Consider the following 16,512-nt stretch of genomic DNA (forward strand, 5'->3'; position numbering starts at 1 on the left):
AGCCGATGATCTGCGGCGTGCGCTCGGTGGCCCGGTAGAAGGCGGGCCGGGCGTCGGCGGCGACCAGCAGCTGGGCGCCGCTCGCCACGTCGCCCTCCTGCATCAGCCGGTTGAGCTCCCGCCGGTCCATGTAGACCGCGAAGCCGCTGTAGTCGCGGGCGAGCGCCGTGACCGGCAGGACGCCGGAGACGCCGGCGCCGTCGATGACCTCCACATGGACCCGGTCGCCGGGCGCAAGGCGCAGCCGCGACGCCAGCGCCTCGCTCATGACGAGGCCCCGCCCCTCGAACGGCACGACCCGGTCCCCGCCGTCCAGCGGCCGCTGCAGCCGCGCGCCGGGCTCCAGGCCGATGATCCGCACCAGCTCCTCCCGCCCGTTGGCCTGCAGCCGCACGCCGGCCGCGCGCACCGGCTCGGCGGCGAGCACCCCGGGCAGCCGGGCCATCTCGGCCATGGCGCCCACGCTGCGCGCCTCGGCGAAGCCCACGGACTCGTTCCACCGCTGGGTGCGGTAGTAGGCCTGGTCGATCACCGCATCGAGGCTGTCGAACATGAACTGGGTGCCGACCAGCAGCGACAGGCTGGCGGCGAGCCCGAGCGTCGCCAACCCCGCCCGCAGGGGGAAGCGCTCCAGGTTGCGCACGATCATCCGCGTCGCCTGGTCCACCCCGGAGCCGCGCACGATCCGGTCCAGCAGACCCGCACGGTAGGAGGCGGGCCGCGGCGGCTGCATGGCGACCGCCGGCGACAGCGCCGCCGCCCGCCGCACGGCCGCGATCGAGCCCAGCATGGTCGCCGCCGCGGCCACGCCCGCCGCGCCCAGGAAGGCCGGCCAGTGGAAGGTCACCTCCAGGACCGGGAAGCGGAAGTACTGCCGGTACTGCTCGACGATGGCCGCGCCGAACGCCGCCCCGCCCAGGCCGCCGCCAATGGCGCCGAGCAGGCCGACCAGGGCCGCCAGCCGCAGGTACGGCCCCGCCGCGGCGCCGTTCCCGTAGCCGAAGGCCTTGAACAGCCCGATCTGCTCGCGCTCGGCGTCCACCAGGCGCGACACCACTAGGTGCACCAGGGCCGCGGCGATGACCAGGAACACCGGCGGCAGGATGGAAGCCGAGGTGGAAAGCTCCTTGAGCTCCGCCTCCAGGAAGGCGTTGGAGGCTTGGTCCTCCCGGGCGTAGGACGCGCGGCCGCCGTAGGGAGCCAGTAGCCGGTCCACGTCCTGCATCACCGCCCGCGGCGAGGCGCCTGGCGCGAGCTTCAAGGCCACGGTGTTGAAGGCGCCGCTCATGCCCGCCGCCCGCTCCACGGCCGGACGCGGGGCCCAGAACACCGCCTGGTGGGCGTCGTCCGGCATGAAGGACTCCGGCGCCGGCACATAGACGTACTCCGGCGACAGCGCCCCGCCGACGACCGTGAAGGTGAAGGCGCGCCCGCGGATCACCGCCGTCAGCCGGTCGCCCAGCCGCACGTCCGCCGCCTGCAGGAAGGTGTCGAGCGCGACCACCTCGTCCGTGCGCGTCGGGTCCGGCATGCGGCCGCGCTTCAGGACGATCCGGTTCAGGGCGTGCGGCGCGTCCTGCGGCAGGGAGATCAGCCGCGCCACGGCCGGGCGGGACAGCCCCGGCACGTCCATAAGCCCGGCCTCCAGGATCCGCACGTCCACGGCGGTCACGCCGTCGATGTGAGCCAGCGCCCGGGCCCGGGACAGGGGCGCGCGTCTTGCCTGGGCGAAGACGTCGGCGAACCGGGTGTCCTCGTAGAAGGCCCGCCGGGCCTCGGCCAGCGCCCGCTGGGCGGAGAACGCCATCACCGAAACCGACACCCCGCAGGCGACCAGCAGCGCGATGGCCAGCACCTGCCACTTCAGCCGCATGAGGTCGCGCAGCAGCTTGCGGTCGAGCGGCGCGGGCCTCACCAGGTCATCTCCCTCGGCGCCAGCTTGCGCGGGTTGGGCTCCACCTCGGTGATCCGGCCGTCGCGGAACCGGATCACCCGGTCAGCCATGCCGGCGATGCCGGTGTTGTGGGAGACGATCATGGTCGTCGCGCCCACGTCGCGGGTGACGTCCGAGATCGCCTCCAGCACCTGCACCCCGCTCTCGCTGTCAAGCGAGCCGGTGGGTTCGTCGCAGAGCAGCAGCTCCGGCCGCTTGGCGATGGCCCTGGCCACCGCCACCCGCTGCTGCTGGCCGCCCGAGAGCTGGGCCGGGAAGTGGTCCATGCGATCCGCCAGGCCCACCCGGGCCAGCGCCTCCTCCGGCGTCATCGGATCGCGGGCGATCTCGGTGATCAGGGCCACGTTCTCTCGCGCCGTCAGGCTCGGGACCAGGTTGAAGAACTGGAAGATGAAGCCCACCGAGGCGCGGCGGTAGCGGGTCAGAGCCCCGTCGCTCGCGCCGGTCAGCTCGAAGTCGTGGAAACGCGCCGAGCCGGACGTCGCCCGGTCGAGCCCGCCCAGGATGTTCAGCAGGGTCGACTTGCCCGAGCCCGATGGGCCCAGGAGCACCAGGGTCTCGCCGGCGAAGATCTGCAGGTCCACGCCGCGCAGGGCGTGCACCTGGCCCGCCCCGGTCTCGTAGACCTTGCTGAGGCGGCTCACGTCGAAGGCGACAACGTGGGGAGCGGCGGACATCTGTGCCTAAAGCCATGCCATGGGAACCGCCGCCCTGACAGGCGTCAAACGCGGCCGCCCCGCGCCTCCGTATATCTACCTAAGGATGCGCCCCAGCTTTCCGGCCGAGCTTGTCCGGCCGTTAACTCCCTGGAAACCAAGGGAGCCACCGCATGACCGTGAAGGAAAAGAGCGCGTCCGCCGCCCGCACCGCGCCGCCCGTCCCGACCTATTCGACCCTGCTCGTCCATGTGGAGCCGGGCCTCGGCGCCTCCCGCCGGGTGGAGATCGCCGCCGGCCTCGCCCGCGCCTTCGACGCCCGGCTGATCGGCCTGGGCGCCGAGATGATCGAGCCGGTGACCATGGTCGACCCCTACTCCGGCCAGCTGATCGCCGAGATGTACCAGCAGCTCTCGCGCCAGGTCGCCGCGGACCTGAAGAACGCCGAGGCCGCCTTCCGCCGTGACGCCGCCGGCGCCGACGTGGAGTGGCGCACGGTGTCCTCCACCCCGGTCAACGCCATTGCCCGCACCGCGCGGGCCGCCGACCTGATCGTCATGACCGCCACCGAGGCCAAGGGTAGCGACGTCTACCATGCGGCCCAGCCGGCCGACGTGGTCCTGGCCGCCGGACGGCCGGTGCTGGTGGCTCCCGCCGGCGCCGGTCACCTGCAGGCCCGCAAGGTGGTCGTGGCCTGGAAGGAGACCCGCGAGGCCCGCCGCGCCGTCGCCGACGCCATGCCCTTCCTGGTCCGTGCCGAGGAGGTCGTCGTGCAGTCGGTCTGCGGCGAGGACGAGGTCGAGGCCGCCGAGGCCTGCGCCCTGGACGTCGCCGCCTGGCTGCGCCGCCACGGCGCCCCGGCCCGCGCCAACGTCACCACCGCCCCCGACGCCAGTGTGGCCGACGAGCTCAACGCCGAGGCCGAGGCGATCGGGGCCGACCTGATCGTGGCCGGCGCCTACGGCCACAGCCGCACCGTCGAGTGGGCGCTCGGCGGCGCCACCTACCGCCTGCTGCAGAATCCCCAGCGCTACCTCCTGCTCAGCCACTGAGCCGAGGTCCCGCCACGGGCGACGGCCGGTCCCTCCCCCCGGGGGCCGGCCGTTTTTCTGTGTCCGGAGCCCCGCGCGGCGCCCGCCTTGACCACGGTCAAGGCGAAGCGCCCCGGACGGCGCAGCATGTCAGTGTCGAGTGTCCGGGGACATCCATGCCCAAGCCCGCCAAGCTGCTCTTCATCCTCACCGACGGCGGCCGCGCCTGCTTCGTCGAGCGCTCCGCCGAGACCGGCCGTTTCGTCACCTTCGAGGAGCTGGACCACACCGAGCGCCTGCGCGCCCTGCGCCAGGAGCTGCGCGCCAGCCCGCCGGCGCGCGCCTTCTCCAGCGCCTCGCCCCGCCGCTCCAGCGTCGGCGCCGAGGACTACATCCGCCCGGCCAAGGAGGCCTTCATGGGCGAGGTGGCCGAACGCGCCGGCGCCCTGGTCAGGACCCGCGGACTCGACGGGGTGGTGCTCGCCGCACCCACCCGGCTGATCGGCCCCCTGCGCGTGCGCGTCGCCCGCTGCGCCCGCGTCACCGGCGCCATCCGCAAGGACCTGACCAAGGCGCCCGACCACGACCTGGGCGGCTGGCTCAACGAGGCCGCCCGCAGTCCCCTGCTTTCACTCTGACGGAAGGCTCCATGCAGATTCCCCTCCAGATCACCTTCGAAGGCGGCCTCACCGCCAGCGAGGCCCTGCAGCGCCGCATCGAACACGAGGCGGCGAAGCTGGAGCGGCTGAGCGACCGCATCACCTCCTGCCGGGTCGCCGTGATCGGCCGCCCCGGCAAGCGCCGGCACGGCGACCTCTATGCGGTGCGCCTGCAGATCACCACGCCCAGCGAGGGCGAGGTGGTCGTCGACCGCAACCCGCCGGCCGACCACGCCCACGAGGACGCCTTCGTCACCGTCCGCGACGCCTTCGCCGCCGCCCGCCGGCGCCTGCTGGACCGCCGCCGGCGCGTGCAGGGCAAGGTGAAGGTCCACGAACCGCCGCCGCAGGGCCGCGTGGTCCGTCTGTTCCGGGACGAGGGCTATGGCTTCATCGAGAGCTCGGACGGGCGGGAGGTCTACTTCCACCGCAACGCCGTGCTGAACGGCGGCTTCGACAGGCTCGAGCCGGGCGTGGAGGTCCGCTTCGCCGAGGCCGAGGGCGAGAAGGGGCCCCAGGCCTCGACCGTTCATATCCACTGAGCCCCAGCCTCGAGGGCGCCTTCTCGCCAGCCCGCGCCGGGTCCTGCCAACTCGCGCGATAGTTGTGGCGCGCGCCGCGTTTGCGGGGCATTCTGCCGGCGCCGTCTGAGGAGGTCGCCATGGACATCTTCCTCGTCAACGAGAACGTGCGTCATTTCCGGGAGCTGCTGGCGCGGGAGCTCGAACCCGAGCGACGGCGGATGGTGGAGAACCTGCTCGCCCAGGAAGAGGCCAAGCTCGCGGGTCTGGGCGGGCAGCGACCCACGTGCGCCCCGCCGCCCGCCGCCGAGACCTGACCTCGCCCGCCCCGGCGGCTCGGCGCGCCGTGTCCCTTGGACCGTGGCGAGCGGGTGGCGTCGCGCGCCGTCGACGCCTAGAAGGCGCCGATGCTCCAAGACCTCACCCTTCTGGCCCTGGCGAGCTTCGCCATCCTCGGCGGCGCGGCGACGGCGGACCGGCGCGCGGCGGAGGCGCTCAGCGCCCGCCTGCTCGCCAGCCACAGCGCAACCGCCGTGCTGCAGGAGGTCTGCGACCGCCGCGCCCCGGGCGAGCGCGTGCGCGCCGAGCAGCTGCCCCCCAACCCCGGGGCGCCCGCCTGGGTGCGCGAGGCCCTCGACGCCCCGGCCGAGGCCATCCGCCACCGCCGCGTGCGGCTGATGTGCGGGTCCGAAGTGCTCTCGGTGGCCGACAATTGGTTCCTGCCAGGGCGCCTCACGCCGGAGATGAACGCCACCCTGGAGCGCACCGAGACGCCGTTTGGGGTCGCCGTGCGCGCCCTCGATTACCGCCGCCGGACCCTCTCGGTCCGCTACCTGGACGACGGCTCGGGGGTGCTGGAGCACAAGGCCGTGCTGGTCGCCGACGGCCGCCCGTTCAGCCTGGTGCTGGAGACCTACGCCGCCGCCGCCGTCCGCTAGGCCGGCTGGCCCTCCACATAGGCCTGGTGGGCCGCGGCGAAGACCTTCAGCGCCTGCGGATCGTCCACCACGCCCGCGGCGCAGGTGTCGCAGGGCGGAAGCTTAGGCCGCGCGCTGGCCAGCTCCCGCCGCCAGGCCGCGGCCGGCCCGCTCATGAAGGCGTGGAAGATCGACTCATAGTCACGCAGGTTGCCGTAGACGTAGGGCGCATGCTCCGGCCGGTCGCTGCGGATGTGGCAGCACGGCGCGATCATGCCATTGAAGCCCAGCACGAAGTGGGCGAACGGGAACGAGCAGGGCGCGCTGCGTTTCGCAGCGGTGGCGATGTCGCCGATCAGCCCGCCGCGGTCGGTGCCGTGGACGCTGAAGTTGATCCCCCGGAGCTCGATCTCCAGCGTCCGGTGCCGGGCCTTGGCGATCATCAGCTCACCCGGCTTCAGGCCGACGATCCTCGCCGGTATCCCCATCCGCACCGAAATCTCGATCATCCGGTTGACGACGTAGAGGTCGGTGTAGGCGTCCTCGCGCTTCAGGTGGATCGAGACGTGCAGGTAGTCGAGGCCCGCCTCGGCCAGCTCGTCCACCAGGCCCGGCTCCAGGTAGTCGCCGTTCGAATAGATCATCAGCCGCGCCTTCGGCAGGCGCTGCCGCGCCTCGCGGATGCGGTCCAGGATCGAGCGGTCGGCCAGCGGCTCGTTGTAGTAGTTGAGCACCAGGTGCTGGGCGTAGTCGATCTCCGCCAGCCCGCCGATCACCTTCTCCCAGATGTCGGCCGGCATGTGCTCGTTGAACAGCCGGTCGCCCACGACGTTCGGGCAGTACGAGCAGCGGCGGTTGCAGTAGGAGTGGGTCTCCATCTCCACCCGGGCAACGGTGCTCGCGAAGATCCGCCGGGCCGTCTCCCGGTCGGCGACCTCGTTGAACATCTCGCGCCCGACGTACATGGAAGGACCGGTCCCGCTGCGCCGCGCCTTGGGCGGCCCACGCCAAGGACTAGCACGGGCCTCGGCCGGCGCCACGCCGCCGCGGCGCGGCGAATCGCGCGGCTCTCCGTGCACGGAAACGCCAGCCGCCCCGAAGGGCGGCTGGCGCAAGTTGGAGGGGGTTGGGACTGCCGTCCCTCGCCGACCCCTGCCTAGCAGGCCCAACCGCATCTGTATACAGTACTCAATATCACGCTGCGCTGCGGGGATTGCCGTCCCCAGACCGTTTCGGGTAAGCTTGCACAGGGCCGAACTGGCCCAATCCCTCGCGAACCGCCGATAGGCGCTTCACGGCGAGGCCTCCAAGCTGTATATTGAATACGATGCGACTTGGCGCGACTTTGCCGCTCGCCACAACCTTGAGCAGGACCCAATGCCGGCCACGAGCGCACAAATCCTCGAACACCCGACGGGCAGCGCCCCCTCCACGCTCAAGGCCTATGTGTTCAACGCGCTGCGCGACGCCATCGTCAGCGGCCGCTACAAGCCGGGCCAGCGCCTCAACGAGAGCCAGCTCGCCCGCGAGTTCAACATCAGCCGGATCCCGATCCGCGAGGCGCTCATGCAGCTGCATGAGCACGGACTGGTCATGAACCACGAGCGCCGCGGCATGTTCGTGACCGTGCTCTCCGAAGAGGACGTGCAGCGGATCAACAGCCTGCGCGTGATCCTGGAGGCCGAGGCCCTGAAGCTCTGCGCCGCCCACATGACCAAGCCGGTGGCTGCGCGCCTGACCCAGCTCGTCGAGCAGATGGAGAACTGGGGCGCGACCCGCGACATCGACGCGGCCGCCATCGACCTGGAATTCCACCGCACCATCTGGAAGACGGCCGGCAACCCCTACCTCACCAAGACGCTGGATTCGCTGGCGACGGTCCTGTTCGCTCACACCGCGCTCGAGAACGTCAACCACGACGTGATGGCCTGGCGGCTCAATCACCACCGCGCCCTGCTGGACGTCGCGCTCGGCCGGTCGGACACGCGCGCCGAAGATGCGGTGATCAGCCACCTGCAGCTGCACTACAAGTCGCCCGAACGGTTCTCGAGCTTCAGCCCCGAGTTCGCCGGCGCCCACGCCAGGTAGCGGCCCCCCGCCCGCCGGTCCCTTGCCGCCAAGGCGGATCGGCGGCCGCCGGCCGTCGCGCGTTCAGCGCAAGTTCACCCCGCGCATTTCAACCGTATACGCCCTGTTTCGGAGACCGACCGATGCTTCGCCGCCTCGTCACGCTTTCGTTCCTCGCCGCGGCCGGCCTGTTCGCGACCCCGGCGCTGGCGGAGCCCCACCCCGGCGAGGCCCTGTTCAGCCAGCGCTGCGGCGCCTGCCATGCGATGGAGGCCGCCCCAGGCAAGCTGGGCCCGCCCCTGAAGGGCGTCGCGGGGCGCAAGGTCGGCGCCGTGCCGGGGTACGCCTACAGCCCGGCCATGAAGAAGGCGGCCTTCGTCTGGACGCCGGCCCAGCTCGACAGGTTTCTGAAGGCCCCCGGCCAGACCGTGCCCGGCAGCAAGATGATGGTCGGCCTGCCCGACGCCAAGCAGCGCTCGGCGGTGGTCGCCTACCTCACGGCCCAGAAGAGCCGCTGAGCCAGGCGCTTCGTGCGCCGCTGACGTCTCATTGGCGTCCGGCCGGTCAACCGCCTGCACCCTGTATGCAGTTCACTCTCACTGTTGCCGATCTGCAACTTGTCATCCCCGGAGACGCGGCGTAGAGATTGTAGACTGTATACTAAAAACAGGGGCGACGAGGCCGCTAGGCCCGCACAAGACCCCGCCGGAGGAAGTGTAGACAAGACAGCAAGCTGCTGACGCGGGTCCGTGACGACCGAACGCCCTTCGCCATGCGTGGCCGGGCGCGCGGCGCGGCCGGCCTTGCGACAGTGCGGGACGGGCCTGAGACATGGCTCGCCCCGACGAAGGGTCGTGCCCGCACGGCCCCCGCCGCAGCCGGCTGCCACCACGAGAACAGTGTCGGCGCACCATGGCGGGCAACCACCTGGGCTTCCGACCGGACCGGAAACGCGAAGACATCCTGGGAAGGGGCCCATGAACAACATCCTGAAGACACTCAAATACGGCTGCTCGGTCGTCGCCCTCGGCGCGGCGGTGCTGACGCCCATGGCCGCCATGGCGCAGGACGCCTCGGGCTCCGAGCTCGAGGAAGTCGTCGTCACCGGCACCAGCCTGCGCGGCGTGGCCCCGGTGGGCTCCAACCTGATCTCCGTGGGCACCGAGGACCTCAAGGCGACCGGCTCGGCGATCGTGACCCAGGCCCTGGCCACGGTGCCGGCGCTGTCGAACTTCGGCGCCGCCGTCCAGGGCGGCACCGCCGCCCACTACCAGCCCTCGATCCACAGCCTGGGCGCCTCGGCCTCCAACTCCACCCTCGTGCTGATCGACGGCCACCGCGGCCCAACGGGGGGCACCAACCACACCTTCCTCGACCCCAACATCATCCCGGTGGGCATGGTCGAGCGCGTTGAGGTGCTGGCGGAGGGCGCGTCGGCGACCTACGGCTCCGACGCCGTCGCCGGCGTCATCAACTTCATCACCCGCAAGCGCTTCGACGGTCTCCAGGTCCAGGGCCAGACCATGGTCTCCGAAGGCCAGGCTCCCGGCTATGTGGGCGCAGTCACCATGGGCCGCACCTGGGATTCCGGCGCGGCGGTGTTCGGCGCCTCCTACTCCCTGCAGAGCCATGTGAAGAACAGCGCCCGCGACTGGACCTATCCCGACCAGACCTCGCGCGGCGGGCGCAGCTTCCTGAACTTCAGCTGCTCGCCGGCCACCCTGCAGCCCGGCGGACAGAGCCTGATCTTCCTGGGCGCCGGAGCCACCCAGGGCGTCGCCAACAGCGCCGCCAACGCGCCGTGCACCAACTGGAACTACACCGACCGCGTGGGTGAGGAAGAACGCCACAACGTGATGGCGAAGATCACCCAGGAGCTGACGGAGAACCTCACCGTCGGTCTCGACATGGTCTACGCCCGCCGGCGCAACGACAGCCTGATCGGGGCCGGGACCGTGCAGGCCACGGTGTTCCGCACCGGGCCGCAGGCGAACCCGTTCTTCACCAGCCCGGTGGGCTACACCGGCACGTCCAACACCCAGACGATCCGCTGGGACGCCACCGAACTGTTCGGCCCCGGCCACAGCTACACCGGGTCCGACAGCATGTACGCCAGCTTCACGGCGGCCTACCGCGTCACCGACAACTGGAACCTCGACTTCCTGGCCGCGGCCGGGCGCGACGAGAGCGACAGCTATTCCGAAGGCACGATCAACGGCTCGGTGGCCAACCTCGCCCTGAACGGCACCACCAACGGCGGCGGCAGCATGACCGCCATCTCGGTCCCCGGCACCAACCTCGTGGTGCTGAACCTTCCGCTGACCGCCGACAATGCGCTCGACGTCTGGAACCCGGCGGCCACCAACCGCACCTCCCAGGCCGTGCGTGAGCGCCTGCTCGACAACGCCGGGGTGCTCGAGAACACAAGCGGCTTCCAGCAGGTTCGCGGAATCCTCAACGGCGACCTGTTCGAACTGCCGGCCGGCCCGGTGAAGGTCGCCGTGGGCGGCGAGATGCTGCGCACCCAGCTCGACCAGTTCGTGACCCGTCCGAACAACTCCGGCCCCGCCAGCTCGGGCTCGCAGCAGCTGAAGTTCGAATTCGACCGCAAGGTCTACTCGGCCTTCGTTGAGGCCAACGTGCCGTTGGTCTCCCCGGACATGGAGATCCCGTGGATGCAGCGGTTCGACGTCAACCTGTCGTACCGCTACGACCACTATGACGACTTCGGCGAGACCAGGAACCCGCGTGTCGCCTTCAACTGGGACGTCATGGACGGCCTGCGCTTCCGCGGGAACTACTCCACCTCCTTCGTGGCCCCGCCGCTCACCGTGCTCGGCGACGAATTCGGCGCCTTCGGCACCGCCGGCTGGAACGCGGTGACCAACAATGTGCCGGTGCCGGTCTCGGCCTATCCGGCGATTGCCCAGATGGGCATCCCGGGCTGCACCACCGCCTCGGTGACCTGCAACATCTCCTCGCTGCAGGGCATCCAGGTGACCAGCGGCGACACCCAGACGGGAGCCCAGGAAGGCAAGGGCTGGTCGCTCGGCTTCGACTACAACCCCGACTACCTGCCGGGCTTCCGGGCCCAGGTGACCTACTGGTCGACGACCTTCGAGGGCGGCGTGACCGGGCCGAACATCCAGAACGTGGTCAATACGGCGTCGGCCAACTTCCTGCTGACCTTCTACCCGAACTGCGCCACGGCGGCTGAGCTCGACCAGTTCGCCCGCGGCATCCCCCAGCGGACCACGGCGCCGGCCTGCACCCAGTACATCTTCCGCTCGCTCAACTCGAACTGGCTCAACCTGCACGTGGAAGGGATCGACTACTCGGTCCAGTACACCCACCGCACGGATGACATGGGCGACTTCCGGGTCGGCGTGACCGGCACCCAGTTCACCAAGTACACCCAGTCCTTCGGAAGCGGGTCCGAGTACGACATCCTCGACACCACGGGGAACAACGGCACCTTCCCGTCGGTCGCCACCACCGTGCGCGGCAACCTCGGCTGGACCATGGGCGCCCTCACCGCGGACCTGTTCGTCAACTACACCGGCGACTATCGCAACTGGTCGGGCAACTCGGTGACCCCGATCACCCGCGACGCCAACGGCAACCCGAACGGCGGCGGCGACAAGGTGAAGGCCAACGCCGTCTTCGACGCCAACATCGGCTACGACCTGGCGGTCCCGATGCTGGCCGAGCCGCTGGAGCTGTCGCTCTCGGTGCGGAACATCTTCGACGACGTGCCGCCGTTCTACAACTCGGCCCAGGGCTACGACACCTTCATGGCCAACCCGTTCGGCCGCCGGGTGACCCTCGGCGTCACGATGAAGCTGTTCTGACGAAATCCCGGTTTCCTCCCCGGATCCCCGCGCCTCGGGGGACCCGTTTCGGGTCCTTCGGGGGGCGGGGGAATCGGGCAGGCCGGAGCTAAAGGACTCACCCATGGACCGCCGCAAGTTCCTCTCCGCCGGGGCGCTCGCCGCCGCCGGCTCCGCCGTCGGCTCCCCGGCGCTCGCCCAGGCCGGCGGCGCCCAGCCGCCCCTGCCCCGGCCGCATCCCGAGACCCTCGTCCCGATGGTCGAGGTTCCGCCGGCCCAGCGCTACCGGATCAGCTACACCACCAACACCCGCGGGGGCTGGGAAGGCGACCCGTTCAAGGGCATGGCCGAGGCCCGCGAGGTGGGCTTCCGCTACATGGAGATCTTCGGCGCCTCGTTCGCCCGCGGCCCGAACGCCTACTACCCCAACGACTACGAGCGCCTGCAGCACAAGATCTTCCAGATGGGCGTGCAGTTCTGCTCGATCACCGGCGGCGCGCCCGGCGGCGCCACCGCCTTCGAGGACCCGGCCCAGCGCCGCGCGGTCATCGACAACCACTTCGAGATGGCCCGTTTCAGCCGCCGCTTCGGCGGCCTGCGCTGGAAGACCAACCTCGGCCGCCGCCGCCCGGGCGGGACGACCGACGAGGACCTCAGGCACATGGCCGAAACCTGCAACCAACTCGGCCGCCGGATGCGCGAGGAGCTGGGCATGCACCTGGGCATCCACCCGCACCTGAACAGCCAGCTGCAGGACGAGCGCGAGACGCTCTACATGATGGCCAACACCGACCCCCGCTACGTGGGCCTGGTGCTGGACACCGGCCACATCACCATGGCCGGCATGGACCCGCTGGCGCTCGCAAAGAAGTTCAGCAAGCGGGTCATCGAGTTCCACTTCAAGGACGTCCACCCCAGGGACCGCGGCGGCACGAAGAACGTGCCGGGCCCGGAGGTGGACATGATGAAGACCCCCTACTTCTTCCCGCTCGGCAAGGGCGGCGTCGACTTCAAGGGCCTCATGGCCTGGCTGGACTCGATCCAGTGGGAAGGCTTCCTCAACGTGGAGCTGGACACCTCGCCGTTCGAGCCGCCCAAGGAGGCGGCCCGCAAGTCGGCGGCCTACATCACCAACGTGCTCAAGCTCCCGCTGTAGCGGGGCGAACCAAGACCAGGCGGGGCCGCCGACGCGGTCCCGCCGCCAGTTCCGGGGTGGGAGACAAAGTCCGATGCGGTTGATCTCGAGACGTGGCGCGCTGGCGGCGCCGCTCATGGCCTTCCTGTTCGCCAAGCTGCCGGGCAAGGCGTTCGCCCAGGCGGCGAAGCCGGCCGACACCGAATGGCGCCACTACGCCGCGGACCTGGCCAACACCCGCTACTCGCCGCTGGACCAGATCAACGGGTCCAACTTCAGCAACCTCGAGGTCGCCTGGCGGCTGAAGTCCGACAATTTCGGGCCGCGCCCGGAGTACCAGTTCGAGAGCACACCGCTGGTCATCAAGGGCGTGCTCTACACCACCATCGGCTCGCGCCGGGCCGTGGTCGCCGCCGACGCCGCGACCGGCGAGGTGCTTTGGGTCCACCGCGAGGACGAGGGGCAGCGGGCCGCCCGCGCGCCGCGCCGCCTCTCCGGCCGCGGCCTCTCCTACTGGACCGACGGCAAGGAGGAGCGGCTCCTCTACGTCACCATCGGCTACCAGCTCGTCGCGCTCGACCTGAAGACCGGACAGCGGATCCCCACTTTCGGCCAGGACGGGATCGTCGACCTGAAGAAGGACTTCGACCAGGACATCGACCCGCTCGCCGATGTCGGCCTGCACGCCACCCCGTGCGTGGCCAAGGACGTGGTGATCATCGGCGCCGCCCACACCGCCGGCAACGTGCCGCGCACCCGCAAGAACGTGAAGGGCTACGTCCGCGGCTTCGACGTGCGCACCGGCAAGCGGCTGTGGATCTTCCACACCATCCCGCTGAAGGGCGAGTTTGGCTACGACACCTGGGAGGACGGCACCGAGAACATCGGCAACGGCGGCGTCTGGTGCCAGATCTCGGTCGACGAGGAACTCAACCTCGCCTACCTCGGCGTCGAGCTGCCGACCGGCGACACCGTGGGCCTCTACCGGCGCGGCGACGGCCTGTTCGGCGAGAGCATCGTGGCCGTCGACCTGCACACCGGCGAGCGCAAGTGGCACTATCAGACGGTCCATCACGGCCTGTGGGACTACGACATCCCCTGCGCCCCGATCCTGGTGGACATCCCGGTGCGCGGGAAGATCGTCAAGGCGCTGGCGCAACCCTCCAAGCAGTCGTTCCTCTATGTGCTGAACCGCGAGACCGGTAAGCCGATCTGGCCGATCCCGGAGAAGCGCGTCCCCAAGGGCGACGTGCCCGGCGAGTGGTACGCGCGCACCCAGCCCACGCCGTCCAAGCCGCCGGCCTACGACCGCCAGGGCTTCGGCGAGGACGACCTTATCGACTTCACGCCCGAGCTGAAGGCCGAGGCGCTGCGGCTCGTGAAGAACTACCGCATGGGCCCCATGTGGACCCCGCCCACCGTGGCCACCCCCGAGGGGACCTGGGGCACGCTGACCATGCCGAACCTGACCGGCGGCACCAACTGGCCGGGCGGCTCCTACGATCCCGAAAGCCGGATCGTCTACGTCTACTCGAAGACCGAGGCCGACGTGATGATGGCGGTGAAGAACACCAACGCCGCCCAGTCCGACTTCGAATACGTCAACGTCCGCAGCATCCCGGCGGAGCGCGACGGCTTCAAGGCCGGCGTCCTGCGCGTCCAGGGCCTGCCGCTGGTCAAGCCGCCGTGGGGCCGGCTGACCGCCATCGACCTGACCAAGGGGGACATCAAGTGGCAGGTGGCGCACGGCGACACGCCCGACGAGGTGAAGAACCATCCGGCGCTGAAGGGGCTGAACATCCCGCGCACCGGCCGTCCCGGGTCCCTCATCGGCCCGCTCACCACCAAGTCGCTGGTGATCATCGGCGAGGCCGGCTTCGCCACCACGCCGAACGGCGAGCGCGGCGCCATGCTGCGCGCCTACGACAAGGCCACCGGCGAGGAGAAGGGCGCCGTCTACATGCCGGCGCCCCAGTCCGGCGCGCCGATGACCTACATGCTGAACGGCCAGCAGTACCTGGTGCTGGCGGTCGGCGGCGGGAACTACAGCGGCGAGCTGATCGCCTACCGCCTGCCGCCGGCGTAACGCCGGTCAGCGGGCATTCATCCGCATCGTGAACAAATGCGGGATCGGTTTGAGTTGGGAGTTGTCATGACGTTCGAAACCAGGCTCGCCGGCGCGGCGGCCATCGGCCTGGCCGCCCTGGGCCTCTCCTACACCGCCGTGCAGGCCCAGGCGGCGGCCCGCACCGTCGCCGACGGCGTCTACAGCGCCGAGCAGGCGGCCCGCGGCAAGGCGGGCTACGAGGCCAAGTGCGCCGTGTGTCATGGCATGGGCCTGGAGGGCGCCGACGCGGCCCCTCCCCTGGCCGGCGGCCGCTTCCTCGACACCTGGAAGGGCCAGAGCGTCCACGCGCTCGTCACCCGCACGCGCACCACCATGCCGCTCAACGAACCCGGCAGCATGGGCACGGCCGAGACCAGCGAGATCATCGCCTACATGCTGCAGGCGAACCAGTTCCCGGCCGGGCAGGAACTCCCCACCGACGGCCAGAGCCAGCAGCAGATCCAGATCGTCGGCAACTAGTCCTGGCGGCGCGCGGGCCGGTAGGTCTCGCGCGCGCCAGTGCGGCCGTTCACGACGGTGATCGCCCCGTCCTTCGTCACCTCGGCCGAGAGCAGGTGTCCGGCGTCCGGCTGGACGTCGAGGTTGGCGATCTGCTCCGCCGCCACATTGGCGTCCGGCGTCCGGGTCGCGAAGTGGACCTGCCAGACGGCGGGCTTCGAGGGCGCGGCCTTCAGGCGCTCCAGCACCGGCCCGTCCCCGCCCTTGCGGGCCCCGTTGCCCACGAGCGCGACGCGCGGCGCGGTCGCGGCGAACAGGGTCGGGGTGTTGGAGAGGTCCGAGCCGTGGTGGGAGACCACCATCAGATCGATCCTGCCCAGCCGGTTGGCCGGGCAGACGAGGTCCTTCTCCAGGTCCCAGGTGAGGTCGGAGAGGTTGAGGATCCGCGCCTCGCCGAAGCTCGCCACGAAGCCCAGGGAGCGGGGGTTCTCCTCCCCGCCGATCTGGCTCTTGGACGCGACGTCCTCGCAGCCCGGGGTCGGCGCGCCGGGCCGGCCGCCGACCACCCGGTCGCCGACCACGAAGTCGAAGGTGAGCGGCCCGAGCGTCAGCTGGTCGCCGGGCTTCATCACCTGGCGCGGCCGCTGGCCGATCGCCGCCTCGTAGCGGGCGAAGAGCTGTTCGGCGCTGTTCGGTGAGGGCGCCTGCCCGGCCGGCGGCGCCTCGCGGTTCGGGCCGTGATCCAGCACCGTTCCGACCGGGAACTTGGCCATGAGCTCCGGCGCCCCGCCCACATGGTCCAGGTGGTAGTGGCTGATCAGCAGGTAATCGATGCGGCTGAGCCCCAGCGACTTCGCCGTGGCCACGATGCGGTCGGCGCTGGAGGGGCCCGGCGGGGCGCCCGGCGGGACCCCCATCCCGGCCGCCCAGCCGGCGTCGACCAGAAGCGAGCGGCCGTCGGGGGTGACGAACAGGGTCGCCGCCCCGCCCTCCACGTCGATCAGCGCCACCCGCAGCGGCGCCTCCGCCGCGGGCGCCTGCGCGGCCGAGAGGCTGAGCGCCAGGGCGAGCCCGGCCAGGGGTGCGGTCCGCATCGTCCTCGTCTCCCTAGGCTGGGCGCCTCACGCCCATGAGTAGGCCGTCTTGGTCTGGGTGTAGAATTCGACGGCGGCGAAG

The 16,512-nt window shown here is 70.8% G+C and carries 15 protein-coding genes; 11 read left to right on the forward strand and 4 right to left on the reverse strand.

Annotated elements, in window-relative coordinates:
• Together V7Z97_RS16545 and V7Z97_RS16550 are read right to left on the reverse strand one after the other, a co-directional pair.
• Positions 1 to 1,915 (reverse strand): FtsX-like permease family protein (locus V7Z97_RS16545; protein WP_334164541.1); only part of this gene is annotated, 1,915 nt, incomplete at its 3' end.
• Positions 1,912 to 2,631 (reverse strand): ABC transporter ATP-binding protein, encoded by a 720-nt coding sequence (locus V7Z97_RS16550; RefSeq protein WP_334164542.1) that lies wholly within the window; start codon positions 2,629 to 2,631, stop codon positions 1,912 to 1,914. The genes V7Z97_RS16550 and V7Z97_RS16545, both read right to left, overlap by 4 nt.
• A gap of 152 nt (positions 2,632 to 2,783) precedes the next feature.
• On the opposite strand from V7Z97_RS16550, the gene V7Z97_RS16555 reads away from it, so the two are divergent.
• The 5 genes from V7Z97_RS16555 to V7Z97_RS16575 all read left to right on the forward strand — a co-directional run bounded on the left by V7Z97_RS16555 (position 2,784) and on the right by V7Z97_RS16575 (position 5,759).
• The gene (locus V7Z97_RS16555; protein ID WP_334164543.1) at positions 2,784 to 3,662 is read left to right on the forward strand and encodes a universal stress protein; all 879 of its coding nucleotides are present in this window, start codon (positions 2,784 to 2,786) and stop codon (positions 3,660 to 3,662) included.
• Between the two features lie 155 nt (positions 3,663 to 3,817).
• A complete protein-coding gene (locus V7Z97_RS16560; RefSeq protein WP_334164544.1) occupies positions 3,818 to 4,279 on the forward strand; it encodes a host attachment protein in 462 nt (153 codons plus the stop codon).
• Between the two features lie 11 nt (positions 4,280 to 4,290).
• Positions 4,291 to 4,842, forward strand: a complete 552-nt coding sequence (locus V7Z97_RS16565; RefSeq protein WP_334164545.1) for an HPF/RaiA family ribosome-associated protein — start codon at positions 4,291 to 4,293, stop codon at positions 4,840 to 4,842.
• Between the two features lie 119 nt (positions 4,843 to 4,961).
• Positions 4,962 to 5,138: a hypothetical protein gene (locus V7Z97_RS16570; protein WP_334164546.1), complete on the forward strand. Its 177-nt coding sequence runs from the start codon at positions 4,962 to 4,964 to the stop codon at positions 5,136 to 5,138.
• A gap of 90 nt (positions 5,139 to 5,228) precedes the next feature.
• A complete protein-coding gene (locus V7Z97_RS16575) occupies positions 5,229 to 5,759 on the forward strand; it encodes a hypothetical protein (protein WP_334164547.1) in 531 nt (176 codons plus the stop codon).
• Here V7Z97_RS16575 and V7Z97_RS16580 read toward each other — a convergent pair.
• Positions 5,756 to 6,703 (reverse strand): radical SAM/SPASM domain-containing protein, encoded by a 948-nt coding sequence (locus V7Z97_RS16580; protein ID WP_334164548.1) that lies wholly within the window; start codon positions 6,701 to 6,703, stop codon positions 5,756 to 5,758. The genes V7Z97_RS16575 and V7Z97_RS16580 overlap by 4 nt on opposite strands.
• A gap of 412 nt (positions 6,704 to 7,115) precedes the next feature.
• Here V7Z97_RS16580 and V7Z97_RS16585 point away from each other — a divergent pair, with 412 nt between their 5' ends.
• The 6 genes from V7Z97_RS16585 to V7Z97_RS16610 all read left to right on the forward strand — a co-directional run bounded on the left by V7Z97_RS16585 (position 7,116) and on the right by V7Z97_RS16610 (position 15,357).
• Entirely contained in the window at positions 7,116 to 7,826 is a 711-nt protein-coding gene (locus V7Z97_RS16585; RefSeq protein WP_334164549.1) for a GntR family transcriptional regulator, read from the forward strand.
• A gap of 122 nt (positions 7,827 to 7,948) precedes the next feature.
• Positions 7,949 to 8,323, forward strand: a complete 375-nt coding sequence (locus V7Z97_RS16590) for a c-type cytochrome (protein WP_334164550.1) — start codon at positions 7,949 to 7,951, stop codon at positions 8,321 to 8,323.
• A gap of 459 nt (positions 8,324 to 8,782) precedes the next feature.
• A complete protein-coding gene (locus tag V7Z97_RS16595; protein ID WP_334164551.1) occupies positions 8,783 to 11,656 on the forward strand; it encodes a TonB-dependent receptor domain-containing protein in 2,874 nt (957 codons plus the stop codon).
• Between the two features lie 103 nt (positions 11,657 to 11,759).
• Positions 11,760 to 12,791: a sugar phosphate isomerase/epimerase family protein gene (locus tag V7Z97_RS16600; protein ID WP_334164552.1), complete on the forward strand. Its 1,032-nt coding sequence runs from the start codon at positions 11,760 to 11,762 to the stop codon at positions 12,789 to 12,791.
• 73 nt (positions 12,792 to 12,864) lie between these two features.
• Complete coding sequence (locus V7Z97_RS16605) at positions 12,865 to 14,856, forward strand: outer membrane protein assembly factor BamB family protein (protein WP_334164553.1); 1,992 nt, start codon at positions 12,865 to 12,867, stop codon at positions 14,854 to 14,856.
• A 66-nt stretch (positions 14,857 to 14,922) separates the two neighbouring features.
• Positions 14,923 to 15,357 (forward strand): c-type cytochrome, encoded by a 435-nt coding sequence (locus V7Z97_RS16610; RefSeq protein WP_334164554.1) that lies wholly within the window; start codon positions 14,923 to 14,925, stop codon positions 15,355 to 15,357.
• Here V7Z97_RS16610 and V7Z97_RS16615 read toward each other — a convergent pair.
• On the reverse strand, positions 15,354 to 16,430 hold the full coding sequence (locus tag V7Z97_RS16615) for a ComEC/Rec2 family competence protein (RefSeq protein WP_334164555.1): 1,077 nt from the start codon (positions 16,428 to 16,430) through the stop codon (positions 15,354 to 15,356). The genes V7Z97_RS16610 and V7Z97_RS16615 overlap by 4 nt on opposite strands.
• Positions 16,431 to 16,512 lie beyond the last annotated feature (82 nt).

The sequence above is a fragment of the Phenylobacterium sp. genome, assembly GCF_036821595.1.
Lineage (GTDB): Bacteria > Pseudomonadota > Alphaproteobacteria > Caulobacterales > Caulobacteraceae > Phenylobacterium.

What these genes read in the sequence shown, in the direction of transcription:
- V7Z97_RS16575 (WP_334164547.1), top strand. Translation starts at nt 5,229, where the DNA reads ATGCTCCAAGACCTCACCCTTCTGGCCCTGGCGAGCTTCGCCATCCTC.
- V7Z97_RS16560 (WP_334164544.1), top strand. Translation starts at nt 3,818, where the DNA reads ATGCCCAAGCCCGCCAAGCTGCTCTTCATCCTCACCGACGGCGGCCGC.
- V7Z97_RS16615 (WP_334164555.1), bottom strand. Translation starts at nt 16,430, where the DNA reads ATGCGGACCGCACCCCTGGCCGGGCTCGCCCTGGCGCTCAGCCTCTCG.
- V7Z97_RS16605 (WP_334164553.1), top strand. Translation starts at nt 12,865, where the DNA reads ATGCGGTTGATCTCGAGACGTGGCGCGCTGGCGGCGCCGCTCATGGCC.
- V7Z97_RS16600 (WP_334164552.1), top strand. Translation starts at nt 11,760, where the DNA reads ATGGACCGCCGCAAGTTCCTCTCCGCCGGGGCGCTCGCCGCCGCCGGC.
- V7Z97_RS16570 (WP_334164546.1), top strand. Translation starts at nt 4,962, where the DNA reads ATGGACATCTTCCTCGTCAACGAGAACGTGCGTCATTTCCGGGAGCTG.
- V7Z97_RS16610 (WP_334164554.1), top strand. Translation starts at nt 14,923, where the DNA reads ATGACGTTCGAAACCAGGCTCGCCGGCGCGGCGGCCATCGGCCTGGCC.
- V7Z97_RS16585 (WP_334164549.1), top strand. Translation starts at nt 7,116, where the DNA reads ATGCCGGCCACGAGCGCACAAATCCTCGAACACCCGACGGGCAGCGCC.
- V7Z97_RS16565 (WP_334164545.1), top strand. Translation starts at nt 4,291, where the DNA reads ATGCAGATTCCCCTCCAGATCACCTTCGAAGGCGGCCTCACCGCCAGC.
- V7Z97_RS16555 (WP_334164543.1), top strand. Translation starts at nt 2,784, where the DNA reads ATGACCGTGAAGGAAAAGAGCGCGTCCGCCGCCCGCACCGCGCCGCCC.
- V7Z97_RS16590 (WP_334164550.1), top strand. Translation starts at nt 7,949, where the DNA reads ATGCTTCGCCGCCTCGTCACGCTTTCGTTCCTCGCCGCGGCCGGCCTG.
- V7Z97_RS16580 (WP_334164548.1), bottom strand. Translation starts at nt 6,703, where the DNA reads ATGTACGTCGGGCGCGAGATGTTCAACGAGGTCGCCGACCGGGAGACG.
- V7Z97_RS16550 (WP_334164542.1), bottom strand. Translation starts at nt 2,631, where the DNA reads ATGTCCGCCGCTCCCCACGTTGTCGCCTTCGACGTGAGCCGCCTCAGC.
- V7Z97_RS16595 (WP_334164551.1), top strand. Translation starts at nt 8,783, where the DNA reads ATGAACAACATCCTGAAGACACTCAAATACGGCTGCTCGGTCGTCGCC.